13 protein-coding genes, 1 tRNA gene and 1 pseudogene are annotated in these 14105 nt (G+C 55.9%); 7 read left to right on the top strand and 8 right to left on the bottom strand.

The window, feature by feature from the left end:
- Window positions 1–11: 11 nt before the first annotated feature.
- Window positions 12–467: a VOC family protein gene (locus ACCD00_RS10785; RefSeq protein WP_413424292.1), complete on the bottom strand. Its 456-nt coding sequence runs from the start codon at window positions 465–467 to the stop codon at window positions 12–14.
- Window positions 468–660: 193 nt separating this feature from the next.
- A tRNA-Phe gene (locus ACCD00_RS10790) sits at window positions 661–736 on the bottom strand.
- A gap of 158 nt (window positions 737–894) precedes the next feature.
- Here ACCD00_RS10790 and ACCD00_RS10795 point away from each other — a divergent pair.
- Window positions 895–1005 (top strand): annotated as a pseudogene (locus ACCD00_RS10795) (antitoxin); the annotation flags it as partial.
- A 289-nt stretch (window positions 1006–1294) separates the two neighbouring features.
- Here the strand turns inward: ACCD00_RS10795 and ACCD00_RS10800 are convergent.
- From ACCD00_RS10800 to ACCD00_RS10810, 3 genes are read right to left on the bottom strand one after another with little or no spacing between them, the layout of a single operon-like run.
- The gene (locus ACCD00_RS10800) at window positions 1295–1969 is read right to left on the bottom strand and encodes a histidine phosphatase family protein (protein ID WP_413424294.1); all 675 of its coding nucleotides are present in this window, start codon (window positions 1967–1969) and stop codon (window positions 1295–1297) included.
- A 33-nt stretch (window positions 1970–2002) separates the two neighbouring features.
- Window positions 2003–2215, bottom strand: a complete 213-nt coding sequence (locus tag ACCD00_RS10805) for an AbrB/MazE/SpoVT family DNA-binding domain-containing protein (RefSeq protein WP_413424296.1) — start codon at window positions 2213–2215, stop codon at window positions 2003–2005.
- Window positions 2216–2237: 22 nt separating this feature from the next.
- Window positions 2238–4061 carry an NAD(P)-binding domain-containing protein gene (locus ACCD00_RS10810; protein ID WP_413424298.1) on the bottom strand — a complete coding sequence of 608 codons (1824 nt, stop codon included), beginning with the start codon at window positions 4059–4061 and terminating at the stop codon, window positions 2238–2240.
- Window positions 4062–4306: 245 nt separating this feature from the next.
- Between ACCD00_RS10810 and ACCD00_RS10815 the strand changes: the two genes are divergently transcribed.
- Together ACCD00_RS10815 and ACCD00_RS10820 are read left to right on the top strand one after the other, a co-directional pair.
- Entirely contained in the window at window positions 4307–6202 is a 1896-nt protein-coding gene (locus ACCD00_RS10815; protein ID WP_413424300.1) for a sigma-54-dependent Fis family transcriptional regulator, read from the top strand.
- Window positions 6203–6322: 120 nt separating this feature from the next.
- Window positions 6323–6622, top strand: a complete 300-nt coding sequence (locus ACCD00_RS10820; protein ID WP_413424302.1) for a chorismate mutase — start codon at window positions 6323–6325, stop codon at window positions 6620–6622.
- Between the two features lie 72 nt (window positions 6623–6694).
- Here ACCD00_RS10820 and ACCD00_RS10825 read toward each other — a convergent pair whose 3' ends face one another.
- A complete protein-coding gene (locus ACCD00_RS10825) occupies window positions 6695–7321 on the bottom strand; it encodes a LysE family translocator (RefSeq protein ID WP_413424304.1) in 627 nt (208 codons plus the stop codon).
- 286 nt (window positions 7322–7607) lie between these two features.
- Here ACCD00_RS10825 and ACCD00_RS10830 point away from each other — a divergent pair, with 286 nt between their 5' ends.
- The gene (locus tag ACCD00_RS10830) at window positions 7608–9734 is read left to right on the top strand and encodes a TonB-dependent siderophore receptor (protein WP_413424306.1); all 2127 of its coding nucleotides are present in this window, start codon (window positions 7608–7610) and stop codon (window positions 9732–9734) included.
- 134 nt (window positions 9735–9868) lie between these two features.
- Window positions 9869–10660, top strand: a complete 792-nt coding sequence (gene hisN / locus ACCD00_RS10835; protein ID WP_413424308.1) for a histidinol-phosphatase — start codon at window positions 9869–9871, stop codon at window positions 10658–10660.
- 122 nt (window positions 10661–10782) lie between these two features.
- On the opposite strand, the gene ACCD00_RS10840 is transcribed toward hisN, so the two are convergent.
- Together ACCD00_RS10840 and ACCD00_RS10845 are read right to left on the bottom strand one after the other, a co-directional pair.
- Window positions 10783–11697, bottom strand: a complete 915-nt coding sequence (locus ACCD00_RS10840; protein WP_413424310.1) for an SGNH/GDSL hydrolase family protein — start codon at window positions 11695–11697, stop codon at window positions 10783–10785.
- Between the two features lie 234 nt (window positions 11698–11931).
- Window positions 11932–12609 (bottom strand): TetR/AcrR family transcriptional regulator, encoded by a 678-nt coding sequence (locus ACCD00_RS10845; protein WP_413424312.1) that lies wholly within the window; start codon window positions 12607–12609, stop codon window positions 11932–11934.
- Between the two features lie 160 nt (window positions 12610–12769).
- Between ACCD00_RS10845 and ACCD00_RS10850 the strand changes: the two genes are divergently transcribed.
- Entirely contained in the window at window positions 12770–13195 is a 426-nt protein-coding gene (locus ACCD00_RS10850; protein WP_413424314.1) for a DUF2147 domain-containing protein, read from the top strand.
- 27 nt (window positions 13196–13222) lie between these two features.
- Window positions 13223–14104 (top strand): TorF family putative porin, encoded by an 882-nt coding sequence (locus tag ACCD00_RS10855; protein WP_413424316.1) that lies wholly within the window; start codon window positions 13223–13225, stop codon window positions 14102–14104.
- Window position 14105 lies beyond the last annotated feature (1 nt).

Genomic DNA, 14105 nt, shown 5'->3' on the forward strand with positions numbered 1-14105 from the left:
GCAGAATTTTCTTAGGAAAACGCAGCCTCGATAAATGCCTCCAGCGCTTTATCTTCCAGTATCTCAATAGAGAAGTGCCCGAAGCGTTTGGGCAACCAAATGATGCGTGCCCCAGACGGGGATTGCAGGTTCGCACGAGCCAATGGCTTTCCATTTTCGTCTTCTGGCTGAACACCTGCGGCCATCAATTCGTCATAGGCTTTCTCGATGTCCGGTGTCGAGTAGCAGTGGCGGTAAATCATCCCTTCACCCGACGAATCCAATAACTCTTTCAAGTTCCCCGCCAACGGCTGTACCAACATGAAACGCTCTTGGCCAATCAGCGCAATCGCATAGCGCACGTGCAGACCACCTCGTTCCCAGACGAGCGTTTTGGAGATCCTGGCGTTTAGTATCTGTGCGTAGTAAGCACTGGCTTCGTCGAGATTCTTGACCAGTACATCTACGTGACTGAACTTCAGATCCATCGCAGCCCTCCTGTTGAACCGGCGTTCATGAAAGGGGCCAGCGTAGCAGGACGCCTAGCACTAAGCCCTCGAATCGGAGACTTAAATGCACGCGCTCTTAAAGGGGGTGGATAGATAGTGTGTTTACAAACAGCTGCGGTGCCCGCAAATAGAAAACCCCTGAAACCATAAGGAGTCAGGGGTTTAGAAGTAATGGTGCCCAGAGACGGAATCGAACCGCCGACACGGGGATTTTCAATCCCCTGCTCTACCGACTGAGCTATCTGGGCCGCGGCGGAATTAAACGTCTTTTACGGCTGAGGCGTCAAGCACGAAATCAAAAAAAACCAATGAATACCTATGCTTACGATTGCTCGTGATGTGGAAACCTCAAAACCGTGAGCTGGAGGTGGTTATCTGGCTCAGGTCATGAGCGAGTATGAAGTAACCCGTGCAAGGACTGGGTTCGAGGTGTTCCTTGGAAATGCTGGGCACGAGAGTAGAGACAGAAGCAGTCCTCGATCTGATCGGTCGACTGGAGAGAGGAGTTGTCTTTTGAGTTTCGTCATTAGCTTCATTCAAAAGAGACGCTGGTCGTTTTATCGCTCATTTGGGCAAGGCCAGGCTTTGCTTAGATTTTCCGGGAGGGGAGAGCGCAACATTGAGGTACCATTGAGCCAGTTACGCAGTCGGATTTGAATGATAGTTTTGAGCTCTTGACTCCGAGTTTGTTGGCTTGTAACGCAATTTTCTATGTGTAACGTTGCGATTGTTACGATGCACAAAATTACGTTACACCGAAGCTTCCGGGCTTGCTGGCGAGACAGCGAAGCTTGGCTAAAACGGTGTCACCGAGAACGCTCGCTTGTGCAGAACTCGTCGCTAAATCTCTCTTGATCAGTAGAGTCGATCTGCCATTCAACTATCCATCTGCCGTCGCTAAACACAAGCTGATAGCTCGAGCAATTTCTAAAAGGTTTCCTCACATCGTGAGCTCGAAATTCACGCATGAGTTCGTATGAACGAGCGTGGCTTCCGTGCTTGATCAGCCAAGCGGCAGCTCTGATGAATTGCCCATGGCTAAAGACCAGGATGTTCTGAGCATCGTGATCCGCAAGCTTGGCCAGCATCGCATCTGCGCGCTCGAGCAGATGATCGAACGACTCAGCGCCAGGCCCATCAGTAAACTCCGCGGCACCATTTTTCCAATAGCTTTCCGCATGTGGTTTACGGTCGGTCTGTGTAGTGCCGGCGAAGCGGTTTGGGCTCAAATACGTAAATTCTTCGACCGGCCACACTTCGAATGACACGTCAGGGAAGCACCCTGTGGTTGGTAATGCGGTTGCGATAGCGCGCTCAAAGGGGGATGAGATGATCAGGTCGGGCGTGCACGTTATGGACTCAGCAAGTTCACGAGCTTGATGCAGACCGTTTTCAGTCAGTGGTATTGAGTCCGGTGCTGCCGTGGCTAGACCGGCGTTAGCGGAGCTCTCCGCGTGGCGGATCAACCTTACGAGTTTCATCGCGGGCCCTAGGTTTGATGCATAGGTGCTTCCTCATTTGTCCTCGGCGCTGACGTGCTGTTCGCTATTCCAGGTTTCTGTGAGCTCGTCTATGCGATCCGCAATTTGAGGCTTTTTTGATAGGACTAGGCAGCGCGTATTGCCGACAAACTCTTCGATCAAAAATACAGCATCGCCGACATTCTGTTCGAGCTCCTGAGGCGCTTCATCCGGAATGCGTCCGGGGCATTGTGGAGAGGCGCCCAACCACGGCTGGGCGCCATTTGACTCAGCCTGTGTGGTGACTCTCGGCAAGACCGTAGACGGATGTGTCGATACCTTCGAAGCGCGCTTTTAACTGCAGTGCCAGATACAGCGAATAATGCCGTGACTGATGCAGGTTGCCACCGTGGAACCAGAGGTTTTCCTGCTGTGTTGGCTTCCACATGTTCCGCAGTTCGCCCTCGTACGGGCCAGGATCATTCGTGGTTCCAGAACCCAAGCCCCAGCAGCGGCCGACCTTGTCAGCTACTTCCTGGGAAATCAGCTTCGCCGCCCAACCATTCATTGAGCCATAGCCCGTGGCGTAGACGATCAGATCTGCCGGTAGTCGGCTGCCATCGTTGAGTACGACGGCATCTGCTTCGATGCGTTCGACACCCAGACCAGGCGCGCTCTTGAGCTTGATCGTGCCATTAGCGATCAGTTCGGAGGCGCCGACGTCGATGTAGTAGCCAGAACCACGGCGTACGTACTTCATGAAAAGGCCAGACTCGTCGTCACCGAAATCGAGCATGAAGCCGGCCTTGGCCAAGCGCTCGTAGAAATCCTTGTCACGCTCCTTGATCGCGTCAAAGATGGGTTGATGAAAGCTTGGCATAACCTTGTAGGGGATCGAGGCGAACAGCATGTCAGCCTTGTCCGTGGTCAACCCCGTCTCCAGGGCGTCTTCAGAGTAGAGCCCGCCGAAGACGAGATCCATTAAACTGTCGGAACGCACGATGTGGGTGCTGGAGCGTTGCACCATGGTCACCTCGGCGCCGTTCTCCACCAAGTCGGCGCAGATGTCGTGAGCCGAATTGTTCGCACCGATGACCACCGCGCGCTTGCCGCTCCAGGCGTCTCCACCGGGATGGCGGCTGGAATGATGCTGCTGGCCATTGAAAACCTCGGCACCCGGATAACCAGGAACATTGGGTACGCCAGACATGCCGGTGGCGAGGATCAACTGGGTCGGTTGTAAAGTCACACGCTCGCCATCGCGCTGCACTTCAACCTTCCAGGTGCCACTTTGCTCGTCAAAGCTGGCGTTCACGCATTCTGTACGCGGCCAATAATTGAGCTCCATGACTTTGGTATACATTTCCAGCCAGTCGCCAATCTGGTCTTTTGGGGTGAAGACCGGCCAGTGATCGGGGAAGGGCAGGTAAGGCATATGGTCGTACCAGACAGGGTCGTGTAAGCACAGCGACTTGTAGCGACCGCGCCACTGATCGCCAGGACGCTCGGCTTTGTCGACGATCAGGGTTGGCACGCCCATTCGCTTGAGTCGCGCAGCGAGCCCCAGCCCACCCTGGCCGCCGCCTACGATCAGGCAGTAAGGTTGGGTGGTGATGCCTAGCGAAGCTTCTTCATCACGACGGCGCTCCAGCCAGTTGCGTTTGTCGGCGTGGGCGTGACCATGACTGGCACCCATTGGGCGACGGCGGCCGCTGGGTTCTTCAAAGCCTTTGAGCTCGCGCATGGTCGTCAACAGCGTCCAGCACAGGCCCTCCTTTAGACGCACGTAGCCTTTAGCTCGCGCCGCATCGGTTTCCAGGCTGATCCAGCCTTCGAGCACACCATTATTCAGCGTCGCCTCACCCTCCAGTTTCCATCGCTCAGGACGAGTCTGGTCGAGGCGTGTTTCGAGCATGTCTCGGATGGCAGGCTTGCCTTCCAAGGTCACCAGGTTCCAGCTGAAAAGTAGCAGGTCACGCCAGTGACACTCTTCGGCAAACAGTTCCAGTACGCCGTCCAAATCACGTTGGACGAGACGCTCGTTGAGGCTTTCGACCCAAGCCGCGAGCTGAGCAGTTGGCGTGTGCAGAGGTGTTTCAACAGCGATGTTCATGGGGCTTCTCCCGATCTTGTTGTTTTTGTAACAACTTGCCCCAGAGCAAGGCCCGGGCCATCTTCATGAAAGCCCCGGTGCAGAGCGGCTGCTGCAGTACTGCTCAGGCTTTGACTCGGATCTATGTCACGATTCCGGGAATGGTGGATGACAGAGTGTCACCCGGTGCAAAAAGCGCTCGTTGCGATCTTTTCATATAAGCTGCGAACAGACCCGTGTCCTGACCGTAGCGGAGAACAAGAACAATGAAGCCGGCCTTGATCAACGCCCATGCACAGCAAGTGCTACAAGCCGTGCAGGGCACTATCGCCAGCCACAGCCCTACTGCTGACCTGGCCATCACACGATCCTGGCGCCGGTGCCTGGATCAGTATCAGCTCGATCCTGCCAGTCGCCGCGCACCTAACGTGGTTGAGCATCCACGCTTGCAGGATCATCGCGCGCCACTGGAACACATCATCGCTGTGGCGCATTGGCAGATGAGCAACTTGCACCAACAACTCGGACGTGATGGCCACGTGGTGCTACTCACCGATGCTCGCGGTGTGGCGATCGACAGTGTGTTTAACGAATCCGAACGAGCGGAGTTTCAGCGTTCCGGGCTGTGGCTCGGCTCGGTATGGAGTGAAGATTGTGAGGGCACCAACGGTGTCGGCACCTGCCTGGTCGAGCGACAGCACGTAACCATCCGCCGTGATGAGCATTTCCGTGGCAAGCACGTCGGTCTGACCTGTTCGGCGAGCCCGATATTTGATGCGAGTGGTGAGTTGCTAGCCGTGCTCAATCTCTCTTCTGTGAGGGATGACCACAGTCTTCAGCAACACTTCCAGGCCATGGCATTGACCAACCTGTCAGCCAAGTTGATCGAGAGCTGTTTTTTCTTGGGGCATGATCCGCAGCGATACTTGCTGCGCTTCCACCCTGAGGCTGGCTTCGTTGGGCTGCTGGGTGAAGGCCTGCTCAGTTTCGACGAGAGTGCCCGTATCTGTTCAATCAATCATGCTGCGCTGGATCTGCTGGGCCTCAGCCGTGACCAGGTGGTTGGGCAATCTCTGACGATACTGCTGGAAACCCCTATTGATCAGGTGATGAGTCAGGCCAGCGCTCAGCCGAGTGTCTGTTGGCCAATGCGGCTGGTGGACGGACGCCTGCTCTACGGACAGTTGCGAGAACCCGCGCACCAGGCGCCCTTGGTCATTCCCCCAACTCCCATAATCAACGACGTACACGTGTGTCTGGAAGACCCGCGCCTGCAACGCGGTTTTGCTCGCGCATTGCGTGTTTTGGAGCGTGACGTTCCGGTGTTTTTACAGGGCGAAACCGGTACCGGCAAAGAAGCTTTTGCTGCGGCGCTGCATCGCGCCAGCTCCAGAGCGAGCCAGCCGTTTGTGGCGATCAATTGCGCGGCCATCCCAGAAACGTTGATCGAGAGCGAGCTGTTCGGCTATCGCGGCGGCAGCTTCACCGGCGCACGCAAGGACGGGATGATCGGTAAGCTGGAGCAGGCCCATGGCGGCATTCTATTTCTCGATGAAATCGCCGATATGCCACTGGCGTTACAGACTCGCCTGCTGCGCGTGCTGGAGGAACGTCAGGTGGTGCCGCTAGGTGGCGCAACGGCACGTCCGCTAGACGTACGCCTTATCAGTGCCAGCCACCAGGATCTGCAGGCCTGTGTGGCCGAAGGGCGCTTTCGCGAAGATCTTTTTTATCGCATTGCTGGCTTCGCCGTGCAGCTCCCGCCGTTGCGTGAGCGTTCAGACAAGGGCCGTTTGCTCGACCTTCTGCTGCGCGAAGAGACAAAAGGTGCAAGGATTCGACTGGAGGCGGGCGTCAGAGAGCTCTTGCTGAAGCAGCCTTGGCCAGGCAATGTCCGGCAGTTGCGTACGTGCTTGCGCACACTGGTAGCGTTGGCGTTGGAGGGGCGTGTCACTCTGGACGACTTGGCGGAGTTGCTGCCGGCAGTGCCAGCGACAGCCGCGCTGGCCGAAAATCCGCTTGGAGTATCCGAACGGCAGACGCTGCTAACGTTGATTGAGGCGGAACACTGGCATATCGCCCATGTTGCCGCCCGCCTAGGGATCAGCCGCAATACGCTCTATCGCAAACTGCGTCATCACGGTATTTCACGACCCGGTTGAATGCAGAATGACATCGTCGCGTTTCCTGCCTCTGTGGACTTGGACTGAGGGTAGAAACGACATGTGTTCTCGACTGCGGAAAAACTGACGCATTCCGGTTACTTAGAAGGAGATATTTATATGGAAGTACGTTGCACATCAATCGAAGAAGTTCGTCAGCACATAGACCGCATCGACCGCGATGTGGTTGCACTCCTCGCCAGGCGCGGCAACCTCGTCACCCAGGCGGCGGCTTTCAAGAAAACCACTGATGATGTGCGCGCTCCAGCGCGGGTTGAACAGGTCATCAGCAAAGTGCGCGGAATTGCAAACGATTCCGGTGCCTCACCTGATGTCGTGGAGCGGGTATACAGGGCCATGATCTCTGCATTCATTGACGAAGAGTTGAAAACTCACTCAGCCCTGAAAGATAAGTCTTAAAGTCGTCAGCTTTCATAATCACCGAGGCTCAGCGAGGCTGGTATTTCAGCCTCGCACGCCATTGCATTGATCCTATTTTTGGCTGAGCGCCGCTATCGATACTCCCGAAGCGACGAAGGTGAGTCCTGCCCCGACGTTCAGGCCATTCACCAGTCGTGGCCTCTGACGCAAAAACCGGGAGAGTGCAGTAGCAAATACGCCCATGAGTGCGAATCCCACTGCCGTAAGTACGGCGAACCATATGCCGTACACCAGCATCTGCACGCTCACTGAACCGCGTTGTGGGTCGACGAATTGCGGGATGAATGCAAGTACGAAAAAACCAGGCTTTGGATTGAGTGCTGCCGAGAGAAATCCCGTGAGAAAAATGCTCGGCAGAGATTGTCGAGTCGTTGGCCGGAAGCTAATCAGGCTACGAGAGCGTAGTACTTTGATGCCGAGCCAAAGTAAATAACCGGCGCCGATAAGCTTGACGACCCAGAAGGCTACTGCGGACGTTTGCATAAGCAAAGTCAGTCCTAGCGAAGCAGTTGCCACATGAAAGAGAATTCCCGCCCCGGATGCCATGCCCGATACGACAGCGGCTATCCTGCCCTGACTGAGTCCTCGGCCTACGGCCAGCAGATTGTCCGGGCCTGGTGCGAGCACCAATAGCAAGCAGGCGGCAGTATAGGCAAGCCAGATATTGATCGGAAACACGGCATTCTCCTTAGGCCTCAACGAGGCATCCATCCTCATGTAGCGAAAGACTGTGCCCACACCGGGCTGCAAAGTCGAGTCTTGGCTGACCAAGTGATTTTTTGAATACAAAGGGCCTTCGGGACCTTTTTTTTTGAATGAATAAACAGGAGCTCGAAGCGCTGCGAGAACACTTCAAAAATACAAGTGCGAATACGTATCAAAAGCAAATAATGTGATATACCATGCGCCGCGAATTATTGGCATGTATGCCATACCGTTTGGCTATTTTCACAAGGTTTCCTCGATGCGTCGTACTCTGGTCTCTATCTGTGTGCTTCAGGCGTTTTCCGCTTCCTCTTGGGCGGAGCAAGCGGCAACCGATAAAACCAGTCTGGAGTTGCAGGTGACCGACATCGTCGGTACCTCGGAGTACGAAACGGCCCAAGGGCCAGTGCAGGGCTACCGTGCAACCCGTTCTGCCAGCGCGACGCGAACCGACACTGCGATTCACGAGACACCGCAGTCCATCAGCGTGGTGACCAAAGATGTTGTCGAGGACATCGGGGCGACTCGCCTGCAGGACGCCCTTGACTATGCCGGCGGAGTGGGGCGGGCCAACAACTTCGGCGGCCAGGGACTGACCACCTTCACGGTGCGTGGATTTACCACCGGCGAGTTCTATCGCAACGGTTTCCCGATCAACCGTGGTTATCCGAACATGCCGGATGCGAACACCATCGAGCGCCTGGAAGTACTGCGCGGCCCCGCGACCACGCTCTACGGCCGGGGTGATCCAGGTGGCACGTTCAACGTCGTTTCCAAGCAGCCTCTGCCTGAGTCTACTGTGACGTTGGGCAGCCAACTCGACGACCAGGGAATGAAGCGTGGCACGCTGGATGCCTCCGGCCCGCTCGACGAAGAAGGACGCCTGGCCTATCGCTTGAACGTGGTAGGAGAGGGCGGAGATACCTTCCGCGATCATGTTGAAACCGAACGTTATGGCGTGACGCCGGTTATTTCCTGGCAAGCCACCGACGACACCAGGGTGATCTTCGAAGGCGACTTCATGCGCAACAATCACCCACTGGATCGCGGCTTGACGCACTATCCGAATCAGATTGGCATCGCGTCGCGTGATACGTTCTTCGGTGAGAAAAACGTCGGCAAGTTGCACAACGACAACAACATCGCGCAGCTGCGTTTCGAGCACTTCCTCAATGACAACTGGACATTGGGTGGTGGGTTCCAATGGCTCGATGGCACGTTGCAGGGCAACGCCGTTGAAGCAAATGGCGTTGCCGCCGACGGGCGCACGCTGGGGCGCAACTTCAATTACCGCAAGCTGGAGTGGACGGACAAGGACACTCAACTGAACCTCACCGGACATTTCTCCACCGGCGGCTTCGATCACACATTATTGACCGGCGTTGAGTACGAGGATTACGACTATAAGTCCATCATCCAGCGCTCCAGCGGCGCAGTCGGTGCCTACCCGATTGATATCTTCAATCCGGTGTATGGCCAGCCGCGTCCAGCCTTGACCCGCACGCCGACCAACGACAAGGAAAACCTCAAGACCTATGCGGCCTTCGTCCAGGATCAGGTGGCATTGACTGAGCGTTTGAAGGTCTTGGCGGGCGCCCGTTTCGAGCGTTTCGAGCATGACTACGAAACCTTTGTGCCGGGTGGCAGAAGCTGGGAGGCGAGTGACAATGCGGTGACGCCGCGTATCGGCGTGCTTTATGACCTCACCGATACCGTGGCCGTTTATGCCGATACCGCGCGCTCTTTCAAGCCCAATACCGGGGCCAGTCGACAGGGTGGCGGCTTTGAACCGGAAAAGGGCAAGTCCTATGAGATGGGTATCAAATGGGAAGCCCTGGATCGCCAGTTGAGCGTTGACGCGGCGATCTACCAGATTGAAAAACGTAACGTCCTGACCACTGACCCCGTGGACTCGACCTTCAGTGTGGCAGCGGGTGAGGTGCGCAGCCGTGGCTTCGATTTGAACGTGGCAGGCAATGTAACCCCGGAGTGGCGGGTGATTGGCGGCTATGCCTATGTCGACGCCGAGGTCACCAAGGACAATGTGATTCAGTCGGGCACCCGGCTGATGAATATTCCGAAGAACAGCTTCAGCCTGCTGAACGTTTACGAGTTCCAGGATGGCAATCTGAAAGGGCTGGGGTTGGGTGTGGGTGGTAGGTACGTTGATGAACGTGCGGGCCAGACGGCTAACACGGCGTTTTCGATGGGCAGTTACACCGTCGTTGATCTGCTCGGCTTCTATAAGATCAATGACCAGGTCAGGCTTAATCTCGATGTGAAAAACGTGTTCGACCGGGACTATGAAGAAGGCGCCTTCGGCAATGTCTATGCTTACCCGGGCGAGCCGAGAACAGTTCAGGTCGGTATTTCTTACACCCTGTAGACGAACCGGTAAATTTGGTTTGAACTCAAAAGGCCCTTCCAGGGCCTTTCTTGTCGGGTGTGATGAGGTGAGGTGGACTCAGGAGTCTCCTCAGACAAGATCCAGGTCTTTTCGCTAAATCGGGGTAATGAACGATGTCCATCAGCGCAGATCAAACTGCTGAGTATCAAGCCTTCGCCGAGCAGCTGGCCGATGCTGCCGCTGTAGCCATTCAGCCGTACTTTCGAGCAAAGCTGGATGTGGAAGATAAGGGCGGTCGTGTCTTCGATCCGGTCACCTTGGCCGATAAGGCTGCCGAACGAGCGATGCGCGAACTGATTCAGGATCGGTATCCCGCACACGGCATCCTTGGTGAGGAGGAGGGCTCAATTACAGGCAGCAGCGAGCTGACCTGGGTGCTCGATCCAATCGACGGAACCCGGGCTTTCATCACCGGCCTGCCACTATGGGGAACACTGATCGCCCTCAACGATGGTCAGCGCCCTGTGCTCGGGGTCATGAATCAGCCTTTCACCGGCGAACGCTACATTGGCACTTCGGATGGTGCGTGGCGCAATGGTACGAAGCTACAGACACGACCATGCCAAGGTCTCTCCTCAGCAAGACTGATGTGCACAACACCCGATATGTTCGATTCAGCTGTACGGCGAGACGCGTTTCAATCCGTGGCCAGTCAGGCGCAATTGGTTCGCTTCGGCGGTGATTGCTATGCGTACTGCATGCTGGCTTCAGGTTTTGTAGATGTGATTATCGAGGCTAGCTTGCAGCCCTACGACGTACAGGCGTTGATACCGATTATCGAAGGTGCCGGTGGAGTGATTACCGCCTGGGATGGCAGCACAGCTCAAAATGGCGGGAGTGTCGTTGCTTGTGGAGATCCTGCGTTGCATACGCAATTGGTGGAGCTGCTAAGGCACGCTGTCTGATCCTGGTAAGGGCTAAAGCGCGAGGGATAGATAGCCTCAGACTGACTGTCTATCCCGGCCTTGGCAATGATTCGCGCGCGCAGCCCTGAGTCCCTTCGCCGGCTATGACCTGATAGAGAACCTCAGCGGCTGGCTTTTAACGTTTCAAGCAGCGCCTCGGCGGCCAGGGTGTGGACTTTGCGGGTCGGGTGCCATTCATCCCAGTAGTAATGGGCATCTGGATTTTCACACACCGGCTTGACGTCCGGATAGGTGGCTTGGCACGGGGTATCCAGATCCTTCAAACCCGCAACATCGGGGGCCGCGCGAAGCTTGTTGCTGAAGGCCAGGTGGTCAAAGTAACTAATGCTGACGTGATGGGCTTTAGCGAGTGTTGTTAGTACGGCTGGCAGTTTTTGCTCGAGTATCTGCTGGTATTCTGTTGCATTCTTCACTTGATTGCCCTGCACCACAGCCGGCACGTGACTCAAATCCGTAGTCCCCACGACCATCACGTGCTTCGCGCCTGCCGCAATCAGCGTCTCGGTAGCCTTCTGTATGTTCGCCACGCTGTTGTGGCTTAGCACGTCAATCGATTCCGGGTGCGAGAAGTCGGCCCATTCAAAAAAGTCGTTGGCTGAGATGAAAATGAAATAGAGCGAACTCGGATCCGCTTTGTGTGTTTTAGCGGCTTTCAGATGATCGGCGATTTGGCCGAAAACCCCAGTGTCGCGAGATGGCTCCATCCAGGCGTAGTAGTTGCCGTTGCCGCTCTTGGCACCGCCAATCCCGTAGTCGGTCAAGGGGGTTTTCAAGGCGTGAGCCAAGTCCTCGACGGCGGTGGGGCCATTGCTCCAGCGTCCCTTCCAATACAACGAACCGGGGAGCTCCTGTGCATCTTTGACCTTTTGAGTGGCCAAGTTTCTAGTGAAGGTTTCACCCGCACCATTGTCAGAGTAGCTGTCACCGAAAGCATAGAGATGATCGTAGCTGGGGGCGCCAAAGGCGGTTGATGCAGTCAGTGTCAACAGAGCGGCCAAGTAAGCGCGGCGAGTCATTGAAAGTCTCCCAGGATGTCACCTCAGACTACCGGCGGCGACGTTTTGCCTTGCCACGGTTGCGACCTGTGTTTAGCCGCGTGCGCAAAGTCTGTCCTGTTCGCGACAGGTAGCCGCCGAGCTCAAGGACGCCCATGACCAATGATCACTTGAGGTTCGCCGATGACCGACCTATCTCCTTGCAGGAATACGACCTGCTCGATCGCGCCGGGCTCAGGTCAAGAGTTGCCGATTTCATGACATTGACGCGACCGGGCTGATCCGGTCCAGATGGCTGGCAATCATCGCAGCAACCATGCTGCAGACTTGTCTGGCGTCCAATGATTCATCGAACAACAATTCGACCGTCGCATGGATCATTTCGACCACGACTCGGGCAACCATCAAAAGCATCTGCGGATCGGCGTGCGGGAAAGCGCTGGCCAGCGCTTGGGCTTGCGCGCTGGCGACACGTCGGTGAGAGTCGAGTCTCACATGCTCCAGCGCCGGTACTGCTCGAAGTGCTTTGAGAATCCACATCCCACCCAAGGTGGCATGGGTTACTTCATAAGTATCCAGTATCAGTTCCGCAAGGGCCTTTTCCAGTACCTCCCGGGAGCCGGTCAGCAGCTCCTGGTTGATCCAGTGGCCAACCAATTCGTTTTGCTTTTCCAGTAAGCGATCGCCTAGAACGCTCAGTAGCGCGTATTTGTTGGGGAAGTAGCGATAGAGCGCTGGCGGGGTAAGGCCTGCTCGTTCACATACCAGATTCGTCGACAGGCGCTCTATTCCGACATCGCAGAGTGTCTGAGCCGTAGCCACGAGAATTCGCTCATAGGTTTCGGTCGCCCGCTGCTGTGCTGGCAGCTTTTTGTGTTCCGTTGCTCCAACGCTGTTCGTGGAGAGGGGAGTGGAGGTTTTGAGCTTGGCCATGAGCGCCCTTAACGAGAAGTGAGAGGCAAGGATAGCAGGATGAAAAAACAGTTGATTCAGCGAAGAATGATAGTTATAACTATCGTGTAGCGATGACTATCATAACTGATGCGTCGTTTGTGTGACGGTGTTTCTAAAACAAAAAATACAGGGCACGACTATGAACGCGCGGCACTTGCTTCTCCTTTCCCTCGCTTTGATGTGCACCGGAAAAATTTTTGCGGCGGCGGGACCGTTGGATGCCAAAGGACTTTGGCTCACGGCGGAAAAGGACGCGATCATCAAGCTCGATGATTGCACGGCCAAGGCAGGCGCAATTTGTGGACAAATCGTTTGGGTGAGGGACGTCGCATCGACAACCAGCGATTGTGGCGTCCAGATCATGCAATTGGATCGTTACGAGAAGGACGCCTGGCGCGATGGGTGGGTCTATGACCCGCGCAATCAGAAAAAATACAAAGGCGTCGTTCGGGTCAAGGAAGGAAATCTCAATGTAAGGGCGTTCGTCGGCTCGGAGATTCTGGGTCAGACGGAGCAATTCGAACGCGTTGAAAAACTGCCTCCCGCACCGGTTTGCAAACTGTAAACCTGACCTTCCTCGTGGGAGAGTTCCATGCGTACAAACATCACCCATTGCATGATGGCGGGCCTGCTGTTGTCCGGCGCAACCCCAACGCTGGTGTTGGCGGACGAAATGGCCAGCTACGCGGTAGACGTTACCGCACGAGTCAGTTCTGACATTCGCAACCGCGGTATCTCCGATTCATTGAACGGGCCGGGGGCCAAAATTTCCATTCAAGTCGCTCATGAGAGCGGGCTGGTGGCCCTGGCCGAGTTCACGACCGTCAGCAAGAAGCAGTTTCTGAACGGCGATGGCGTCGAGATCCTGCTTGCCGGCGGCTATCGTTTTGGCGATCCGGATGCCTGGCACTTCGGCCTGGGCCTGGCGAGCGAAATGTTCCCCAATGCTCAGTTCAGGGCACCCAATCGGTTCGACGCTCAGACATTCACACTGACAGATGAGCGCAGCACCAACTACAACAGCCAATTCGCCGTGTTGGAGTTGGGGTATGGCGCACTGGAAGGTCGAATCGCCAGGGTCCTCTCCAAGACCTATCGAGGCGCCAATACCGGAGGTGTTTGCGGAACACTGCTGCAGTTCCGCGATGATCCTGCCAAGGGGTTGGAGTGTTATGCCAAAGGGGATCGCAACTCCCGCGGCAGCATGCTTTATGACCTGGATTACAAGTATGCGCTGGGCATGAACACCACGCTGAAGCTGCATGCCGGTTACCAGCAGATCGTGAATTTCTCTGAAGCGAATTTCGCAGACTATGGCGTAGGCCTGGTGCACCGCTGGGCGGGTTTTGACTGGGGGCTTGACTGGGTCACTACCACGACCCGGGCGAGAGAGTTGTACCTGGCCGAAGATGATGGGCACAGGCGGGCGACAGACGACAATCGTTGGGTCCTTTCGATTTCCCGTCAATTCTGAG

This window comes from Pseudomonas sp. Pseusp3 (genome assembly GCF_047304225.1).
GTDB classification, from domain to species: domain Bacteria; phylum Pseudomonadota; class Gammaproteobacteria; order Pseudomonadales; family Pseudomonadaceae; genus Aquipseudomonas; species Aquipseudomonas fluorescens_CD.